17 protein-coding genes are annotated in these 15,688 nt (G+C 64.3%); 9 read left to right on the top strand and 8 right to left on the bottom strand.

All coding sequences use genetic code 11. The annotated features are described in order from the left end of the window. Positions 1–99: 99 nt before the first annotated feature. Positions 100–591 (bottom strand): Cys-tRNA(Pro) deacylase, encoded by a 492-nt coding sequence (gene ybaK, locus BGRAMDRAFT_RS17075; RefSeq protein ID WP_006050045.1) that lies wholly within the window; start codon positions 589–591, stop codon positions 100–102. Positions 592–731: 140 nt separating this feature from the next. On the opposite strand from ybaK, the gene BGRAMDRAFT_RS17070 reads away from it, so the two are divergent. Beyond that, positions 732–2,300, top strand: a complete 1,569-nt coding sequence (locus BGRAMDRAFT_RS17070; RefSeq protein ID WP_006050044.1) for a class I adenylate-forming enzyme family protein — start codon at positions 732–734, stop codon at positions 2,298–2,300. A 13-nt stretch (positions 2,301–2,313) separates the two neighbouring features. Here BGRAMDRAFT_RS17070 and xerD read toward each other — a convergent pair whose 3' ends face one another. Genes xerD through queG form a run of 3 tightly spaced genes read right to left on the bottom strand, consistent with a single transcriptional unit; the run spans position 2,314 to position 5,043 of the window. Continuing rightward, the gene (gene xerD / locus BGRAMDRAFT_RS17065; protein WP_006050043.1) at positions 2,314–3,282 is read right to left on the bottom strand and encodes a site-specific tyrosine recombinase XerD; all 969 of its coding nucleotides are present in this window, start codon (positions 3,280–3,282) and stop codon (positions 2,314–2,316) included. After that, complete coding sequence (locus tag BGRAMDRAFT_RS17060) at positions 3,279–3,749, bottom strand: methylated-DNA--[protein]-cysteine S-methyltransferase (protein WP_006050042.1); 471 nt, start codon at positions 3,747–3,749, stop codon at positions 3,279–3,281. The genes xerD and BGRAMDRAFT_RS17060 overlap by 4 nt, the downstream gene beginning before the upstream one ends. A gap of 46 nt (positions 3,750–3,795) precedes the next feature. Further along, on the bottom strand, positions 3,796–5,043 hold the full coding sequence (gene queG / locus BGRAMDRAFT_RS17055; RefSeq protein WP_029968112.1) for a tRNA epoxyqueuosine(34) reductase QueG: 1,248 nt from the start codon (positions 5,041–5,043) through the stop codon (positions 3,796–3,798). Between the two features lie 17 nt (positions 5,044–5,060). Here queG and tsaE point away from each other — a divergent pair, with 17 nt between their 5' ends. Both tsaE and BGRAMDRAFT_RS17045 read left to right on the top strand, forming a co-directional pair. After that, entirely contained in the window at positions 5,061–5,624 is a 564-nt protein-coding gene (gene tsaE, locus BGRAMDRAFT_RS17050; RefSeq protein WP_006050040.1) for a tRNA (adenosine(37)-N6)-threonylcarbamoyltransferase complex ATPase subunit type 1 TsaE, read from the top strand. After that, complete coding sequence (locus BGRAMDRAFT_RS17045; protein WP_006050039.1) at positions 5,606–7,234, top strand: N-acetylmuramoyl-L-alanine amidase; 1,629 nt, start codon at positions 5,606–5,608, stop codon at positions 7,232–7,234. The genes tsaE and BGRAMDRAFT_RS17045 overlap by 19 nt, the downstream gene beginning before the upstream one ends. An 88-nt stretch (positions 7,235–7,322) precedes the next feature. On the opposite strand, the gene BGRAMDRAFT_RS17040 is transcribed toward BGRAMDRAFT_RS17045, so the two are convergent. The 3 genes from BGRAMDRAFT_RS17040 to BGRAMDRAFT_RS17030 form a co-directional block, all read right to left on the bottom strand. Beyond that, on the bottom strand, positions 7,323–8,204 hold the full coding sequence (locus tag BGRAMDRAFT_RS17040; protein WP_006050038.1) for an O-acetylserine/cysteine exporter: 882 nt from the start codon (positions 8,202–8,204) through the stop codon (positions 7,323–7,325). Positions 8,205–8,289: 85 nt separating this feature from the next. After that, positions 8,290–8,691, bottom strand: a complete 402-nt coding sequence (locus BGRAMDRAFT_RS17035) for a type II toxin-antitoxin system VapC family toxin (RefSeq protein ID WP_006050037.1) — start codon at positions 8,689–8,691, stop codon at positions 8,290–8,292. Then, positions 8,691–8,963 carry an antitoxin gene (locus tag BGRAMDRAFT_RS17030; protein WP_044021253.1) on the bottom strand — a complete coding sequence of 91 codons (273 nt, stop codon included), beginning with the start codon at positions 8,961–8,963 and terminating at the stop codon, positions 8,691–8,693. The genes BGRAMDRAFT_RS17035 and BGRAMDRAFT_RS17030 overlap by 1 nt, the downstream gene beginning before the upstream one ends. 134 nt (positions 8,964–9,097) lie before the next feature. Between BGRAMDRAFT_RS17030 and BGRAMDRAFT_RS17025 the strand changes: the two genes are divergently transcribed. Together BGRAMDRAFT_RS17025 and trxA are read left to right on the top strand one after the other, a co-directional pair. Continuing rightward, positions 9,098–9,973: a pirin family protein gene (locus tag BGRAMDRAFT_RS17025; RefSeq protein WP_006050035.1), complete on the top strand. Its 876-nt coding sequence runs from the start codon at positions 9,098–9,100 to the stop codon at positions 9,971–9,973. Positions 9,974–10,081: 108 nt separating this feature from the next. After that, complete coding sequence (gene trxA, locus BGRAMDRAFT_RS17020) at positions 10,082–10,930, top strand: thioredoxin (protein ID WP_006050033.1); 849 nt, start codon at positions 10,082–10,084, stop codon at positions 10,928–10,930. Positions 10,931–10,972: 42 nt separating this feature from the next. Here the strand turns inward: trxA and tcdA are convergent, their stop codons facing one another. Further along, positions 10,973–11,824, bottom strand: a complete 852-nt coding sequence (tcdA, locus tag BGRAMDRAFT_RS17015) for a tRNA cyclic N6-threonylcarbamoyladenosine(37) synthase TcdA (RefSeq protein WP_006050032.1) — start codon at positions 11,822–11,824, stop codon at positions 10,973–10,975. Here tcdA and BGRAMDRAFT_RS17010 point away from each other — a divergent pair. The 4 genes from BGRAMDRAFT_RS17010 to BGRAMDRAFT_RS16995 all read left to right on the top strand — a co-directional run bounded on the left by BGRAMDRAFT_RS17010 (position 11,823) and on the right by BGRAMDRAFT_RS16995 (position 15,676). Then, positions 11,823–12,026, top strand: coding sequence for a hypothetical protein (locus tag BGRAMDRAFT_RS17010; RefSeq protein WP_149029195.1), 204 nt, complete (start codon positions 11,823–11,825; stop codon positions 12,024–12,026). The genes tcdA and BGRAMDRAFT_RS17010 overlap by 2 nt on opposite strands. 35 nt (positions 12,027–12,061) lie before the next feature. After that, entirely contained in the window at positions 12,062–12,703 is a 642-nt protein-coding gene (pdxH, locus tag BGRAMDRAFT_RS17005; protein ID WP_006050031.1) for a pyridoxamine 5'-phosphate oxidase, read from the top strand. Between the two features lie 143 nt (positions 12,704–12,846). Continuing rightward, positions 12,847–14,061, top strand: coding sequence for an SAM-dependent methyltransferase (locus tag BGRAMDRAFT_RS17000; RefSeq protein WP_006050029.1), 1,215 nt, complete (start codon positions 12,847–12,849; stop codon positions 14,059–14,061). A 61-nt stretch (positions 14,062–14,122) separates the two neighbouring features. Further along, a complete protein-coding gene (locus BGRAMDRAFT_RS16995) occupies positions 14,123–15,676 on the top strand; it encodes a DUF72 domain-containing protein (protein WP_006050028.1) in 1,554 nt (517 codons plus the stop codon). Positions 15,677–15,688: the final 12 nt, after the last annotated feature.

Here is a 15,688-nt window from a genome sequence, read left to right as displayed (position 1 = left end):
CGCAACAGGGAACGAAAGCCGGCACGCAGCACGCGGCGGCGAACCGAAGCGGCGCACATTCTACCGAACGCGCGCACCGCGGAAACATTCAGGCAAACGTCAATCGACGCTCGCGCACTGCACCGGCCTCGCGCCCAGCAATCCGGTCAGCACTTTCGGCTCGATACTGACGAGAAAACCGCGCCGGCCGCCGTTCAGCCAGATGCGCTCCATCTCCAGAATGGTGGACTCGACGTACACCGGCATCTGCTTGCGCGTGCCGAACGGCGACGTGCCGCCGATCAGATAGCCGGAATGACGGTTCGCCACTTCGGGCTTGCACGGCTCGACGCGCTTCGCGCCGATCTGCCGCGCGAGGTTCTTCGTGCTGACCGTGCGGTCGCCGTGCATGAGGACGATCAACGGCTTCGCGTGCTCGTCCTCCATGACGAGCGTCTTCACGACCTGATGCTCGTCTACGCCAAGCTGACGCGCCGATTCGCCGGTGCCGCCATGCTCCACATAATCGTACGGATGCTCGCCGAAAGCCACGCCGTGCCGACGCAGAAACTGCGTGGCGGGCGTTTCGGAAACGTGTCTGGATTTGCTCATCGGCGCATTGTAATGGCGACTTTGCACAACGGCTATTTGCCGAATGGCCAATTGTGCGGCTTCGGGCATTGTGGCACGATCGTTCGAAAATCTTCCGGCGCGATGCACGCCGGTCACGCAATCGCCCTTAGGAGACGCACTTGACCACCGCTTCCGCTTTACGCTCCACGATCGACGTTCCCGGGCTGCTGGCCGCCCTGCCCGCGCGCATTTCCGATATTCCCGCGCTGGCCGCCGCGCGCGATCCGCAACACGTCGCGCTGATCGAGGACGCGCGTCGTCTCACCAATGCGCAGCTCATGGAGGCCGTGGACACGGTCTCCGCGTTGCTGCGCGAGTGGGGCGTGCGAGGCGGCGACCGCGTGATGATCGTCGCCGAGAACAGCATCGCGCAGATCGTGCTGCTGTTCGCCACGGCGCGGCTCGACGCGTGGGCGCTGGTGTCGAACGCGCGTCTGTCGGCGGCGGAACTGGACGCGATCCGCGCGCACGCGAAGCCGCGCGTCACCGCGTATATGGTCGAAAGCTCGGTCGATGCGAGTCAGCATGCAGAGCGTCATCAGGCACGTGAAGCGCCGGGCATGACGCCGGACATCGGCGCATGGTCCTACGTGGCGGACGACTCGGCGCAAACGCAAGCGGAACCGGTAGAAGCCGCGAGCGAGCGCCAATGCGCGGCGCTGATCTACACAACCGGCACGACGGGCGCGCCGAAGGGCGTGATGCTGTCGCATCGCAATCTGCTTTTTATCGCCACCGTGTCGAGCCGGCTGCGCCAGGTTCGTCCCGACGACGTGGTCTATGCCGTGCTGCCCATCTCGCATGTGTACGGCTTCGCGTCGGTGTGCCTCGGCAGTCTGCACGCCGGCGCGACCTTGCGGCTCGCGCCGCGCTTCGCGCCCGAAGCCGTGCGCCGCGCGCTCACCGACGAACGCGTGTCGATCTTTCAGGGCGTGCCCGCGATGCACGCCAAACTGCTCGAGCATTTGCAGACGCACGGGCATGAATGGCGCGCGCCGCATCTGCGCTTTGTGTATTCGGGCGGCTCGCCGCTCGACGCGGCGCTGAAAGCCCACGTCGAAAGCGTGTACGGTTTGCCGCTGCATAATGGCTACGGCATGACCGAAAGCAGTCCGACTGTCTCGCAGACCATGCTCGATGCGCCGCGCGCGGACTGTTCGGTCGGCGAAGTGATTCCGGGCGTCGAAGTGCGCTTTGTCGAACTCGACGGCGCGGACGCCGCGCCCGGCGCAATCGGCGAGCTATGGGTGCGCGGCCCGAACGTAATGCTCGGCTACTACCGCAACCCGGAGCAAACGCGCGCCGCAGTGACCGAAGACGGCTGGCTGAAAACCGGCGATCTCGCGCGGCAGGACGCCGATGGCGCGCTGCATATCGTCGGACGCAGCAAGGACCTGATCATCCGCTCCGGCTTCAATGTTTATCCCGCCGAGGTCGAGCATGTGCTGAACGCGCATCCGCAAGTCGTGCAGTCGGCGGTGATCGGGCGCGCAGTCGAGGGCAACGAGGAAGTGATCGCGTTCGTCGAACTGGCGGCTCACGCGACCGTTACACCGGTTGAGCTTGCCGCGTGGTGCGCCGAACGCCTTGCGCCCTACAAGCGCCCCGCCGAAGTGAAGGTGCTTGCGGCATTGCCCGCGGCATCGACGGGAAAAATTCTCAAGCACCGGCTGCGCGAATTGCTTTGAAGCTGCGTGCACGTCACCCGCGCGGATGATGCACCGCATGCAGCGACTTGAGCCGCTCGCGCGCGACGTGCGTGTAGATTTGCGTGGTCGAAATGTCGGTATGGCCGAGCAGTAGCTGCACCACGCGCAGGTCGGCGCCGTGATTGAGCAGATGCGTCGCGAACGCGTGCCGCAACGTGTGCGGCGACAACGGTGCATGCACGCCGGCCGCCGCCGCATGCCGCTTGATGATGTTCCAGAACTGCTGGCGCGTCATGCCCTCGGCGCGATTGGTGACGAACAGCGCATCGGCGGCGCGCGCGCCGAGCAGCGCTGGCCGCGCGTCGCGTAAGTAACGTTCGATCCAGCCGTGCGCTTCTTCGCCGAACGGAATCAGGCGCTCTTTCGAACCCTTGCCCATCACGCGGACCACGCCTTCGTTCAGGCCGACTTCCACGGTCTTTAGCGTGACGAGTTCGGTGACGCGCAAGCCGCTCGCGTACATCAGCTCGAGCATGGTGCGATCGCGCAGACCCAACGGCGTGTCGATGTCGGGCGCGCCGAGCAGCGCCTCGACTTGCGCTTCGCTGAGCGTCGACGGAAAGCGCGGCGGCTGCTTCGCCGAACGAATGCGCAGCGTCGGATCAACCTTCGCGCGATGCTCGCGCACAGCCCAACCGTAATAGCGGCGAAACACCGAGAGGCGCCGGTTCGCCGACGTCGATTTGTCCTTCCGACGCGCCGCGCTGTACGCGTTCAGATCGGCCTCGCTGGCGATGTCGAGCGAGGCGCCGCGCGTTTGCGCGAGCCACTCGCTGAAGAGACGCAGGTCGCGGCGATACGCGTCGAGCGTGTTGCGCGAGAGGCCGTGTTCGAGCCATAGCGCGTCGCAGAATGCGTCGATCGACGCCGAACTCGCCGCGAACAAAGGCGACTGCGCGAAGCCCGCGCTTGCGTCTGCGCCTTGGTCCGCGCTCGCGTCCTCAACCAGGGTATCGCTCATGCGTAGGGAATGCCTTCGTGCGCGAGCAGCCAGCGCTTGACGTTGCGAAAGAAGCCGTCGTCGGCATGATGCGCGAATCCGCCGATGCCGCTCGAACTCACCACGCGATGACACGGAATCACGATAGGAAAACAATTGTCGCCGCACGCCTGCCCGACCGCGCGCGGCACGCTGCCGAGCTGCCTTGCCAGTTGCCCATACGTGACGACCGCGCCGGGCGGAATCTCGCACAGCGCCTGCCACACACGCCGCCGGAACGCGGTGCCCGCGGTCGCGAGCGGCAAGTCGAATTTCGCCGACGGCTCCGCGAAATACCGCTCGATCTGCTCGACAGCGCGTTGCGCCAACGGCGTGTCCGGCGCGACGTTTTGCATCGACTCCGGCAGATAGACGATCTCGCGCACCGCCTCGCCTTCGATGCGAATGCCGACCTTGCCGAACGGCGCATCGATCACTGCGTTGAACATGTCGCCTCCTCGCACACCACAACGTAAGCCATGAATTGCCGATAGTTTACGCCGCTTCGAGCGCCCATTGCACATGCTCGCGCACGAGCGCCGAAGGATCGTCGGCACGGCGCCTGAGCGCCTCGACAATCGCCTCGCGTGCCTCCGCGCTCAACGCGTCGCGCGATGCACGCAGTGCATTGCCCATCCCGACCGCAAGGTTGCGCAACCAGCTCTCGTAACCGATGCGCCGTATCGCGCTGCCCTGCATGCGCGTGTCGAAATCGTCCGCGCTCCAGCCGAACAGCTCCACCAGCGACGCGCGATCGAGCCCATGACGCACGTCGAAATCGGCGACCGGCGCGGCCTGCGCAAACTTGTTCCACGGACACACGAGCTGACAATCGTCGCAGCCATACACGCGGTTGCCGATCAGCGGACGCATCTCCACAGGAATGCTGCCCTTCAGTTCGATCGTCAGATAGGAGATACACAGACGCGCATCCACTTTGTAAGGACCGACGATCGCTCCTGTCGGACATGCGTCGATGCAGCGCGAGCAACTGCCGCAATGCGAGCCCGGCGTTTCGGGCGCGACTTCGGGCGATGTCTCGGCGTCCGTCGGCAACGGCACATCGACGTAGATTTCGCCGAGAAAAAACAGCGAGCCCGCGTCGCGTTGCAAAAGCAGCGTGTGTTTGCCGCGCCAGCCGATGCCGGCCTTCTGCGCAAGCTCGACTTCGAGCACTGGCGCCGAGTCGGTAAACACGCGATAACCGAACGCGCCGATCTCCGCCTGAATTTTCTCTGACAGATGTTGCAGACGGTTACGCATCACCTTGTGATAGTCGCGGCCGCGCGCATAAATCGACACGACGGCAGCAGCAGGATCGGCCAGCCGCGCATGCTCGGCGCCCCGCCAGTCCTGATTGAGCGGCCCTTTGGACGAGTCGCTTTCGGGCTGCTTTCCGTTCAGTACATCAGCGGGCAAATAGGCGATGCGAGCGGTAATCACACGTAGCGTGCCGGCCACAAGCTCGGCAGGCCGCGCGCGTTTCATACCGTGTTTGGCCATATAATCCATCTCGCCGTGGCAACCCGCTTCCAGCCAGGCTGCAAGCGGCGCTTCGGCAGCGGAGAGGTCGGTATCGCTAATGCCGATCGCCCCGAAACCCAGTTCACGGCCCCACGTTTTGATGTTTTGCGCGAGCGCATGCAGCGCCGCTTCATCGAATTGACGCTCGGCACGCGCCTCGTCGCCAGTTGCAGGCGCATTGGACACAGGGCACACGGGGGACTCCGGACTTCGGTTCATCACGTCATTTTACGAGAATGCCTGACCATCCCGATCGCGCGATCGCGCCGCCCGCCGAAGTTCTGCTCGAACGCGTCTTCTCGTTCGCGGACGAAGCCGCCACGCTCGCATTTGGCGAGCGCTTCGCGCGGGCAATCGAAAGCGTCGCCGTCGCGCATGACGGCAACGCGAACGCTCAGGCATTCCACGGTCTGCAAGTACAACTGGTCGGCGATCTCGGCGCCGGCAAGACCACACTCGTGCGCGCCACCTTGCGCGGCCTCGGTCACACCGGTCGCGTGCGCAGTCCCACGTACACGCTCGTCGAGCCTTATGTACTCGAGCGGCCCACCGGGGAACTCGCGCTTTACCACTTCGATCTCTACAGGTTCACCGATCCGGCCGAATGGGCCGACGCGGGCTTTCGCGAGTATTTCGACAGCGGCGCGGTTTGCCTCGTCGAATGGCCGCAACGCGCCGGCGCGCTGCTCGGCGTGCCGGATCTCGTCTTCTCGCTCGACCTGGCTGGCGAGGGCGACGGCCGCACACTCGTCGCACAGGCATACAGCGAAACAGGAAAGGCATGTCTCGAAAGATGTTGATCAAACCGTTCCGCTCGATTGAATCGGCGGCCACCGCGACGCATAACTGGCGGCGCCGGCAGATTCTGCGCGCGGGCGCGTCCACGCTCGTGCTCGGCCTCGTCGCGCCGCGTCTCGCGCTGGCGAGTTCGGTGCTCGGCGTGCGCGTGTGGCCGGCGCGCGACTACACGCGCGTCACCATCGAATCCGATCAGCCTCTGCAAAACGCGCAGCAGTTGCTTCAGGGCCCTGACCGGCTCGTCGTCGATCTGAGCGGCTTGGATCTCGACCAGGCGTTGAAGGATCTCGTATCGAAGATCACGCCGAACGATCCGCAAATTCAATCGGTGCGTGTGGGGCAATTCCAGCCGCACGTCGTGCGCATGGTGTTCGATCTGAAGGGCTCGGTGAAGCCGCAGGTGTTCACGCTGCCCCCCGTCGGCGCGTACAAGTACCGGCTCGTGTTCGACCTGTATCCGGCCGTCGCGCCCGATCCGTTGATGGAACTGCTCGCGCAAAGCGAGCGCAAGCAGCAAACGCTGAACGAAGAAAACAGCGCGCCGCCCGCTACGTTGAGCGGCCCCGGCACGACGCCGCCGGCCGCCGACAACAGCGAGGCGTTCTTCGAGCGCTATGCGCAGAACGGCGGCAGCGGGTCCGCGGCGGGCGCACCGCATGCGCCGGCGCACAGTGGGTCGCCGTCCGGCTCTACGTCCGGGTCGCCAGGTTTGCCGCCGATCATTGCGAAGACGCCGACGCCAACGCCTGGCGTGCCGCCCACTCCCGTCACACCGCCCACGGCGATCGCGCGCAACAAGGGCAGCGGCAGCGGCGCCAACAGCGCCAAAAGTCTGGATAACGACGACAGTGGCGACGACACCTACGCGTTCACCACGCCGAAGTCGGGCAAGAGCAACACGGTGCGCCTGTTGACCGTCGCGATCGATCCGGGACACGGCGGCGAAGACCCCGGCGCGATCGGCGGCTCGGGCACTTACGAGAAGCACGTCGCGCTCGACATCGCGAAGAAACTGCGCGCGAAGATCGACGCGCAACCGAACATGCGCGCGATGATGACGCGCGACGCCGACTTCTTCGTGCCGCTGAACGTGCGCGTGCAAAAAGCGCGGCGCGTCGGCGCGGACCTGTTCGTGTCGATTCACGCCGATGCGTTCACCACGCCCGAGGCGCGCGGCTCGTCGGTGTTCGCGTTGTCGGAGCACGGCGCGTCGAGCGCGGCCGCGCGCTGGATGGCGAACAAGGAGAACGCGTCGGACCAGATTGGCGGCATCAACATCAAATCCGCCGACGCCACCGTGAATCGCGCGTTGTTCGACATGTCCACCACCGCGCAGATTCGCGACTCCATGCGCTACGGCAACTTCGTGCTGAAGGAAATCGGCGGGATCAACAAGCTGCACAAAGGTTCGGTCGAACAGGCGGGCTTCGCGGTGTTGAAGGCGCCCGACATTCCGTCGATCCTCGTGGAAACGGCGTTCATCAGCAATCCCGACGAGGAGCGGCGCCTGAACGACGACGCCTATCGCGAGAAGATGGCCGATGCGATCATGACCGGCATCAAGCGTTATTTCGCGGCGAATCCGCCGCTGGCAAAGAATCGCATGACGTGACGATGTGTCTTTCGCGCGTTGTTCTCGTCCAGCGCTCCAACAAAAAAACGGCCGCAGCAATGCGGCCGTTTTCGATCGTGCACCCGTTTCAACGCGCCAGCGACAAGCGCTGCACGACCCAGCCGCCGAATACGTTCACCGCGAGCCCCACCATCACCAGCACCGCACCGGCGATCTGCGCGGTGGAGAGCCGCTCATCGAGAAAGACCGCCGCCGATGCGAGACCGACGATCGGCACGAGCAGCGAAAACGGCGCGACCTGGCTCGCCGGATAGCGCGACAACAGACGGCTCCATAATCCATAGCCGAGCAGCGTGGCGATAAACGCGAGATAGACGACCGCGAAAATCGACATCGCGCTGATGCCGGAAAGCGCCGCCGCGATCCGCTGCGGACCCTCGAACGCATACGACAGCGCGAAGAAAGGCAGCGGCGGAATCAGACTGCCCCACACCACGAGGCCGACGAGGTCGACCTTGCCGACCTTCTTCGTGACGATGTTGCCGAGCGCCCACGAACACGCGGCGCACAGCGTGAGCAGGAAGCCGGCGAGCGTCATCGCATGGCCGCCCTGCATGCCGATCACGGCGAGGCCCGCGGCGGCGATCAGCAAACCGGCGACATTCGGCAAGCGAAAACGCTCATGCAAGAAGAACGCGGCGAAGATCAGCGTGAAAAACGCCTGCGCCTGCAACACGAGCGATGCGAGTCCGGCCGGCATGCCGACGTACATCGCCGAGAACAGAAACGCGAACTGCCCGAGCGAGATCGTCAAGCCATAGGCCAGCAACCAGCGCCATGCCAATTGTGGACGCTTGACAAAAAACACCGCCGGTATTGCCGCGAGCGTGAAGCGCAGCGCGCCGAGCAGCATCGGCGGCACGCCATGCAAGCCGACCTTGATAACGACGAAATTGACGCCCCACGCAATGACGACGACGAGCGCGAGCAGCAGGTCCCTCGGCGACATGCCGGTCTCCAATAAAGTGTTGAACCCGTCAGTTTAGCGGAGCGTGGGAAATTCGCACGGGACCGAAAGCGCAGTCGCCGTGCGCTCAGGCATTGAGCCAGTTTTCGATACGCAGGCCGGGATAGGCCGTGAAATCGCGCTCATTGTTGGTGACGAGCACGACGTCGAGCGAGACCGCGTGGGCCGCGATCAGCTTGTCGAGCTGGTCCTTCTTGCGCTCGCGCGTGGCTTCATGGATCGGGCCGTAGGCACTCGCCGCCGCGCTGTCGAACGGCGCAACCAGGATGTCTTCGACAAGCGCCGCAAGGTTGCGACGCTCGCGCGCACGATTGGCCGAGACCGCCACGCCGTACTCCAGCTCGGCGAAAGTAATGGCGGACATCACGACGTCGCCGACGAAGCATTCCGCAAAACGCTTCGCAACCTGCTCCGGCTGATTCTTCATCAGGTAGATGCACATGTTGGTGTCCAGCATGTAGCGCGGCATTACAGATCCTCGCGCTCAGCCTGCTCGTGGTCGCCGCGGCCTTCCGCCATGAAATCCGGGCTGAACTTCGAGAATTTCTTTAGTACGCCGGCGAGCGGGCGGCGCGTGGGACGAATGCGCAGTTCGTCGCCGACCCGCTCGATTTCCACTTCCATGTCGACGCTGCTAAACGCCAGTTCAGCCGGAATGCGCACGGCCTGCGAATTGCCATTGCGAAAAACCTTGGTCAGCACGTTCCGCTCCTCATACGATGATGTACATCCAATGTACATACATCACTATAGACGGGCAGCGGCGCGATGTAAATACATGTGTGTACGCCGAGCCTGGCTGGAGGCGCTGGCTGAGCCAACGCAGTAGAATCATCCATTAAGAATTTTCCTCATCCCTTCTTGCCGAGCGCCCCATGTCCTCTTCGATCAAAGCAGTTCTCAAACCGCATCTGCGCGATGTCGGCAGTCTGACTGTGCGGCGCGTGCTGCCTGCAATGGCCGCGCGTCTGATCGGACCGTTCATCTTCTTCGATCACATGGGCCCGGCGACGCTCGAACCCGGCGTCGGCCTAGACGTGCGTCCGCATCCGCATATCGGCCTCGCCACGGTGACATTTCTGTTCGAAGGCGCGATCATGCATCGCGACAGTCTCGGCTCGGAACAGAAAATCGTCCCCGGCGACGTCAACTGGATGACGGCCGGACGCGGCATCGTCCATTCCGAGCGCACGCCCGCCGAAGACCGCGCGCGCGGCCAGACCATCCACGGCATTCAGACCTGGGTCGCGCTGCCGCTCGACGACGAAGAGGTCGCGCCGTCGTTCGCGCATCACAGCGCGGACACGCTGCCGGTGGTCGAGCGCAACGGCGTCACGTTGCGCGTGATCGCCGGCACCGCGTTCGGCCAGCGTTCGCCCGTCAGCACGTTTTCCGGCACGCTGTATGTCGCGGGCGAGTTCGCGCCGGGCAGCGCGTTCGCGCTCGAACCGGAGCACGAGGAGCGCGGCGTGTATCTGGTGGAAGGCGATCTCGAGATCGACGGCACGCCGCTCGAAGTCGGTCAGATGGCCGTGCTCGCGCTCGACGAAACCGTCACGCTCGCGAGCACGCACGGCGCGCGCGTGATGGTGCTCGGCGGCGAAAAGCTCGACGGCGAACGCTTTATCGAATGGAATTTCGTCGCGAGTTCGCGTGAGAAGATCGAAGCCGCGAAACTCGCGTGGACGAATCAGGAAATGGGCACAGTGCCGGGCGAAACCGAATGGATACCGCTGCCGCTAAAAAAGTGACGGCGGAAATGACGGCGGATTTCAGGCGCGGGCGCGGCGTCAACACGCATTGAATCCGCGCAGTTCGGCCCCAGCTAACAGACAAACCGTTTTATCGACGAGGACGTAATGGACACCACTCTGGCCACATTCGAAAAGGACGTCATCACGGCGTCGACACTGGCCCCTGTGCTGGTCGATTTCTGGGCGCCGTGGTGCGGCCCCTGCAAAACGCTCGGCCCGATGCTGGAAAAGCTCGAGGCCGAAGGCGCCGGCAAATGGAAGCTCGTCAAGGTGAACGTGGACGAGAACCAGGAACTTGCCGCGCACTTCCAGGTGCGCAGCATTCCGCACGTCATGGCATTCGCGGACGGCCGGCCGGTCGATCAGTTCGTCGGCGTGCTGCCTGAAGGGCAACTGCGCGAATTCATCGAACGGCTCGTGCCGCAAGGCGCGGACGCCGCGCGTCTCGACGCGCAGGCCGCCTTGGCCGAAGGCCGCCGCGAGGACGCTTACGAGGCGTTGCAGGCCGCGCTCGCCATCGACCCGGCCTTCGACGAAGCGCGCCTCGACCGCATCGAGATGCTGCTCGATGACAACCGTATCGACGAAGCGCGCGACGAGGTCGATTTGCTGTCGCCGAAAACGACGCAAGGCATCGACGCGCGCTTCAACGCGATCAAGACGCGTCTGGACGCCGTGGATGCCGCGGCCGATCTGCCGCCGACCGACGCGCTCGAAGCGCGCGTCGCGAGCCATCCCGACGATCTGGAAGCGCGCTTCGATCTCGCGAGCGCGCTGATCGCACGCCGCAAATATGCGGGCGCGCTCGAGCATCTGCTGGCAATCGTGCAGCGCGATCGCACGTTCCGCGACGACATCGGCCGCAAGACGATGCTCTCGGTGTTCGATCTGGCCGCGCATCAGCCGGAACTCGTCGCGCAATGGCGCCGCAAGCTGAGCGCCGCGCTGTACTAGATACCAGATCCGGTGCCTTGCGCACCCGCTGCGCACTAAAGGTCACACCGCCTGCTTCGCCAGCGCCCGCAACACATACGCGGCCGCGGCGAAGCCAAAGCTCGCCGTCACGCACACGCTCGAACCAAAGCCCGCGCAATTCAGACCGACCGGCCCCGTATATCCCGGCGATGTCGCGACGTGCTCCGCTTCCGCATCGATGTCGCAGACGGCGGCTTCGGGATAGATCAGCGGCTCGTCGGAATACACGGCGCTCACCTTGAATTTCGCTTTCGGCCCACGCTGAAAACCATGCTGCTTGCGCAACTGTCCGCGCACTTTGGATAGCAACGGGTCCTGAATCGTCGCTGCAAGATCGTCGATTCGAATGCGCGTGGGATCGAGCTGGCCGCCCGCGCCGCCAATCGTGATCAACGGCTGCTTGCGCTCGACACACCATGCGATCAGCGCGGTCTTGGTGCGCACGCTGTCGATCGCATCGATCACATAATCGAAGCCGCCGCCGAGCGTCGCCGCGAAATTGTCGGGCTCCACGAAGTCTTCCACGAGACGCACATCGCACGACGGATTGATCGCGGCGATGCGCTCGGCCATCGCTTCGACCTTCGGTTTTCCGTAGTTGCCGTCGAGCGCATGAATCTGCCGGTTCGTATTGCTTTCAGCAACATTGTCGAGGTCGATCAGCGTCAGCGTGCCCACCGCGCTGCGCGCCAACGCTTCGGCGACCCACGAGCCCACTCCGCCGATACCGATCACCGCCACATGCGCGCTCTCGAACGCGGCAAGCGCGGGCGCGCCGTACAGACGCGCAATGCCGCCGAAGCGTCGCGCGCGGTCGGCGGCTTCATGCCCGTCGAGGCTGGTAGTAAGATCGGATTGCGCGGTGGTCGACATGATGGAACTCGTTGAAGGCAAGAAAGCAGAAAGCGCAAGGCAGAAAGCGCATGTGAATCGCGCAGTCCGTATTTTGCCTGAACGCATGGATCAGCATTGCCGCGGCAATCACCGTGAGAAAGTCGCCGTTCGAAAACCCGCGAAAGCGCGGCACCGGTGCATCGCGCTTGATCTGGCTGCGGGCAAAAAATTGGCGCCTTAGCTATACTGGGCTGACTGTAGCGTGCGCATAAGAACATGACCTCACTCGCCGAACTTCGAAAAAATTATTCGCTGGGTTCTCTGGACATCGGCGACGTCGACCGCGACCCGTTCCGGCAATTCGACGTCTGGTTTCAGCAGGCCGTCGAGGCGAAACTGCCCGAACCGAATACGATGACGCTCGCCACCGTTGACTCGCGCGGCCGGCCTTCAGCGCGCATCGTGCTGATCAAGGGCGTCGACGAACGAGGCTTCGTGTTCTTCACCAACTACGAAAGCCGCAAGGGCCGCGAGCTGGCCGCGAATCCGTACGCGAGCCTGCTCTTCTACTGGATCGAGCTCGAGCGCCAGGTGCGCATCGAGGGGCGCGTCGTCAAAACGAGCGCGGCGGAAAGCGACGCGTATTTCGCGTCGCGTCCGCCCGGTTCGCGTATCGGCGCATGGGCGTCGAATCAAAGTCAGGTGATTGAAAGCCGTTCGCAGCTCGAAACGCGCGAACGCGAAATGCGCCTGCAATACGGCGACGAACCGCCGCGTCCGCCGCATTGGGGCGGTTATCGTTTGGTGCCCGAAGCAATCGAATTCTGGCAGGGCCGGCCGTCGCGTTTGCACGACCGTCTGCTTTACACGCGTTCGAGCGAAAACAGCGACTGGCAAATCTGCCGTCTGTCGCCCTGAACCAGCACTAACAATGTCGTCAGCGCGTTGCCGACGTAGCAGCGCGCGGCGCAAGGATCGCGTCTCGCGGCATGGGAGTTGCGCCGCATCGGGCTGCGATCCACACAAGCTTCGCTTTAATTCAACGGACACGGAGAAATCGCATGTTCTGGGAGAAAAAGCTGGCGCAGTGGGTGGAAGAAGTAAAAACCAAGGCTGATTTGCCGGCGCGTCTCGTGCTGTGGGACGGCCAGCAGCACGACTTCGGGCGGTTCGCCGCGCCGCAGGTCACGCTGCACGTCAAGAGCGCAACGGCGTTGCCTTATCTGCTCGAACCGAGCCTCGACAACCTGGGCGAGGCGTACGTCAAGGGCAAGATCGACATCGAGGGCAAGCTCTCGGACATCATCAACGTCGGTTATCAGCTCGCGCGCAACACCGTCAATAGTGCGGGCAAGCTCGCGCGCGTGCGGCGCTATTTCCAGCATTCGAAGGCGTCGGATAAAAAGGCCATCCAGTATCACTACGATGTCTCGAACGAGTTCTACAAGCTCTGGCTCGACGAGAACATGGTCTACTCGTGCGCCTATTTCGAGAACGGCGACGAAGATCTCGCCACCGCGCAGATCAAGAAGATCGACCACATCCTCACGAAGATTCAGGTGCAGCCGGGTCAGCGGCTGCTCGACATCGGCTGCGGCTGGGGCGCGCTCGTGCTGCGCGCGGCGCAAAAATTCGGCGCGCAATGCGTGGGCGTGACGCTGTCGCAAAACCAGTTCGACCTCGCGACGGCGCGCGTGAAAGCCGCGGGCCTCGAGAATCAGATCGAGATTCGTCTGCAGGATTATCGCGACGTCGAAGGACGATTCGACCGCATCACGAGCGTCGGCATGTTCGAGCACGTGGGCCGCAAGAACCTGCCGGGCTACTTCAAGAAAGTGCACGACCTTCTCGCCGACGACGGCATCGCGATGAATCACGGCATCACGTCGAGCGATGCGGACAGCGGCGAGACGGCGCTGGGCGGCGGCGAGTTCATCGACCGTTATGTGTTTCCGGACGGCGAACTGCCGCACATCAGCCTCGCGCTCGAGTCGATGCAGCGCGGCGGGCTCGAAGCGGTTGACGTGGAAAGCCTGCGCCGTCACTATGCGCACACGCTCGACATCTGGGCGGAAAATTTCGAGACGCACGCGGAAGAAGCCCGCAAGCTCGTCGACGACGAAAAATTCCGCATCTGGCGCGTGTACCTGGCCGGCTGCGCGTATGCATTCGAAAACGACGACGTCTCCATCTATCAGGTCGTCTGCCGCAGGGCCGGCCGCAGTGCGAAAACCCTGCCGTGGTCGCGCCGCTACATGTACGAGAAGCCGCTGTGAGGTGAGCGCCGCGGCGTCGTGCTAGCGCGGGCGGTCGCGGTGCTTACTAGTGAAAATCTCGATGGGTCAGAGCGGGACAAGAGAAGAGGAAGAGGCGCTGGACGAACGCGGCGAGCAAAGCGACGTGGGAGTGCGGAGCGGAGGCGAGGCGTCGAGCGAAGCGGAAGCGCCAGGCGAAGCGGCGCAGTTCGATCTGTTCGGGATGCCGGTGCAAGCGGCGCCCGCAGCGCCGAAAGCCGAAGCCCGCGCGAAACCGTCGCGCGCTCGTTCAGGCGCTCAAGCACCGTTGGACGCGCAAGCCGATGCGCCTTTTGTAACTCACGCGCCGAAAATCGAAAACCGCCAACCCGCCCGCTCTACAACCGCCGCCGCGTCGCTGTGGCAAGAAGAAGCAGCGCCCGAGCCGGCGCCTATGGCCACACCAACGGCCCCCACCACCGACGCCCCCAAAAAACGCCGCACTCGCGAAATCCTCGCGGCCCCGCCCTCGCCCGACGTACTCGCGCTCGCCTCACAACTGCCGCCGCAAGTGCACCTCGGCACATCGACGTGGTCGTTTCCCGGCTGGAACGGCATCGTCTACGGCGACGAATACAGCAACAGCAAGCTGTCGCGCGACGGCCTGACCGCCTACGGCGCGCATCCGCTGCTGAAGACGGTCAGCATCGACCGGTCGTTTTATCAGGCGCTCACCGTCACCGAATACCTGCGCTACGCGCAGCAGGTGCCCGAGCATTTCCGCTTCATCGTCAAGGCGCCGATGACGATCACCGACGCCACCGTGCGCGCCGAACGCGGCGAGCCGGTGGCGCTGAATCCGTGTTTTCTGAACGCGCAAATGGCGATCGACGACTTCGTGACGCCGTGTCTCGAAGGCCTGGGCGCGAAGGCCGGCGCGCTCGTGTTCCAGTTGTCGCCGCTGCCCGACCAGATGCTCGCGCAGCCCGCGGTTTTCATCGAACGGCTGGCCGAGTTCCTCGCGGCCTTGCCCACGCTGCCGCAAGGCACCTGCTACGCAGTCGAAATCCGCGACGCCAGTTTGCTCACGCCGCGTTTCATTCGTACGCTGAAAGCGGCGGGCGTGCGCTACTGCGTCGGCATTCACGCGCGGATGCCCGATCCGCTGCGGCAGGCGGCGGCGCTCGCACTATTGGACGGCGAGCCGGCCGGTCCGCTGGTCGTGCGCTGGAGCCTGCACGGCGGCTTCAAATACGAGCAGGCGAAGGCGAAATACGAGCCGTTCGATAAGCTCGTCGACCGCGATCCGGCCACGCGTGCGTCGCTCGCGGAACTAGCCGCGCGCTATGCGCTGGCCGGCCAGCCGGTGGTGATCGCGGTGAATAACAAGGCGGAAGGTTCGGCGCCGCTCAGTTGCGTCGAGTTGGCGCGCGAGATCATTGAAGCGTATGCGCGGCTCGCGAATGAGCACGAGCACGAACAGGAGGAACACGAGCACGGCCACCGCCGCGAGCAGGAGCCCTCACAGCAGCAAGCAGACGCCGTGAATGCCGCAGCGATGCAACACAGTGAACCTCAGGAGCCGCGCCTACCAGATCCGCCGGGCGACGCGAGCCGCGCTCAGACCAGCGACTCGAACAGCAGCGAGCCGCACTGAACGCCGACCCCG

The sequence above is a fragment of the Paraburkholderia graminis C4D1M genome (assembly GCF_000172415.1).
Lineage (GTDB): Bacteria > Pseudomonadota > Gammaproteobacteria > Burkholderiales > Burkholderiaceae > Paraburkholderia > Paraburkholderia graminis.
This window is presented reverse-complemented; position numbering and strand designations above follow the sequence as displayed.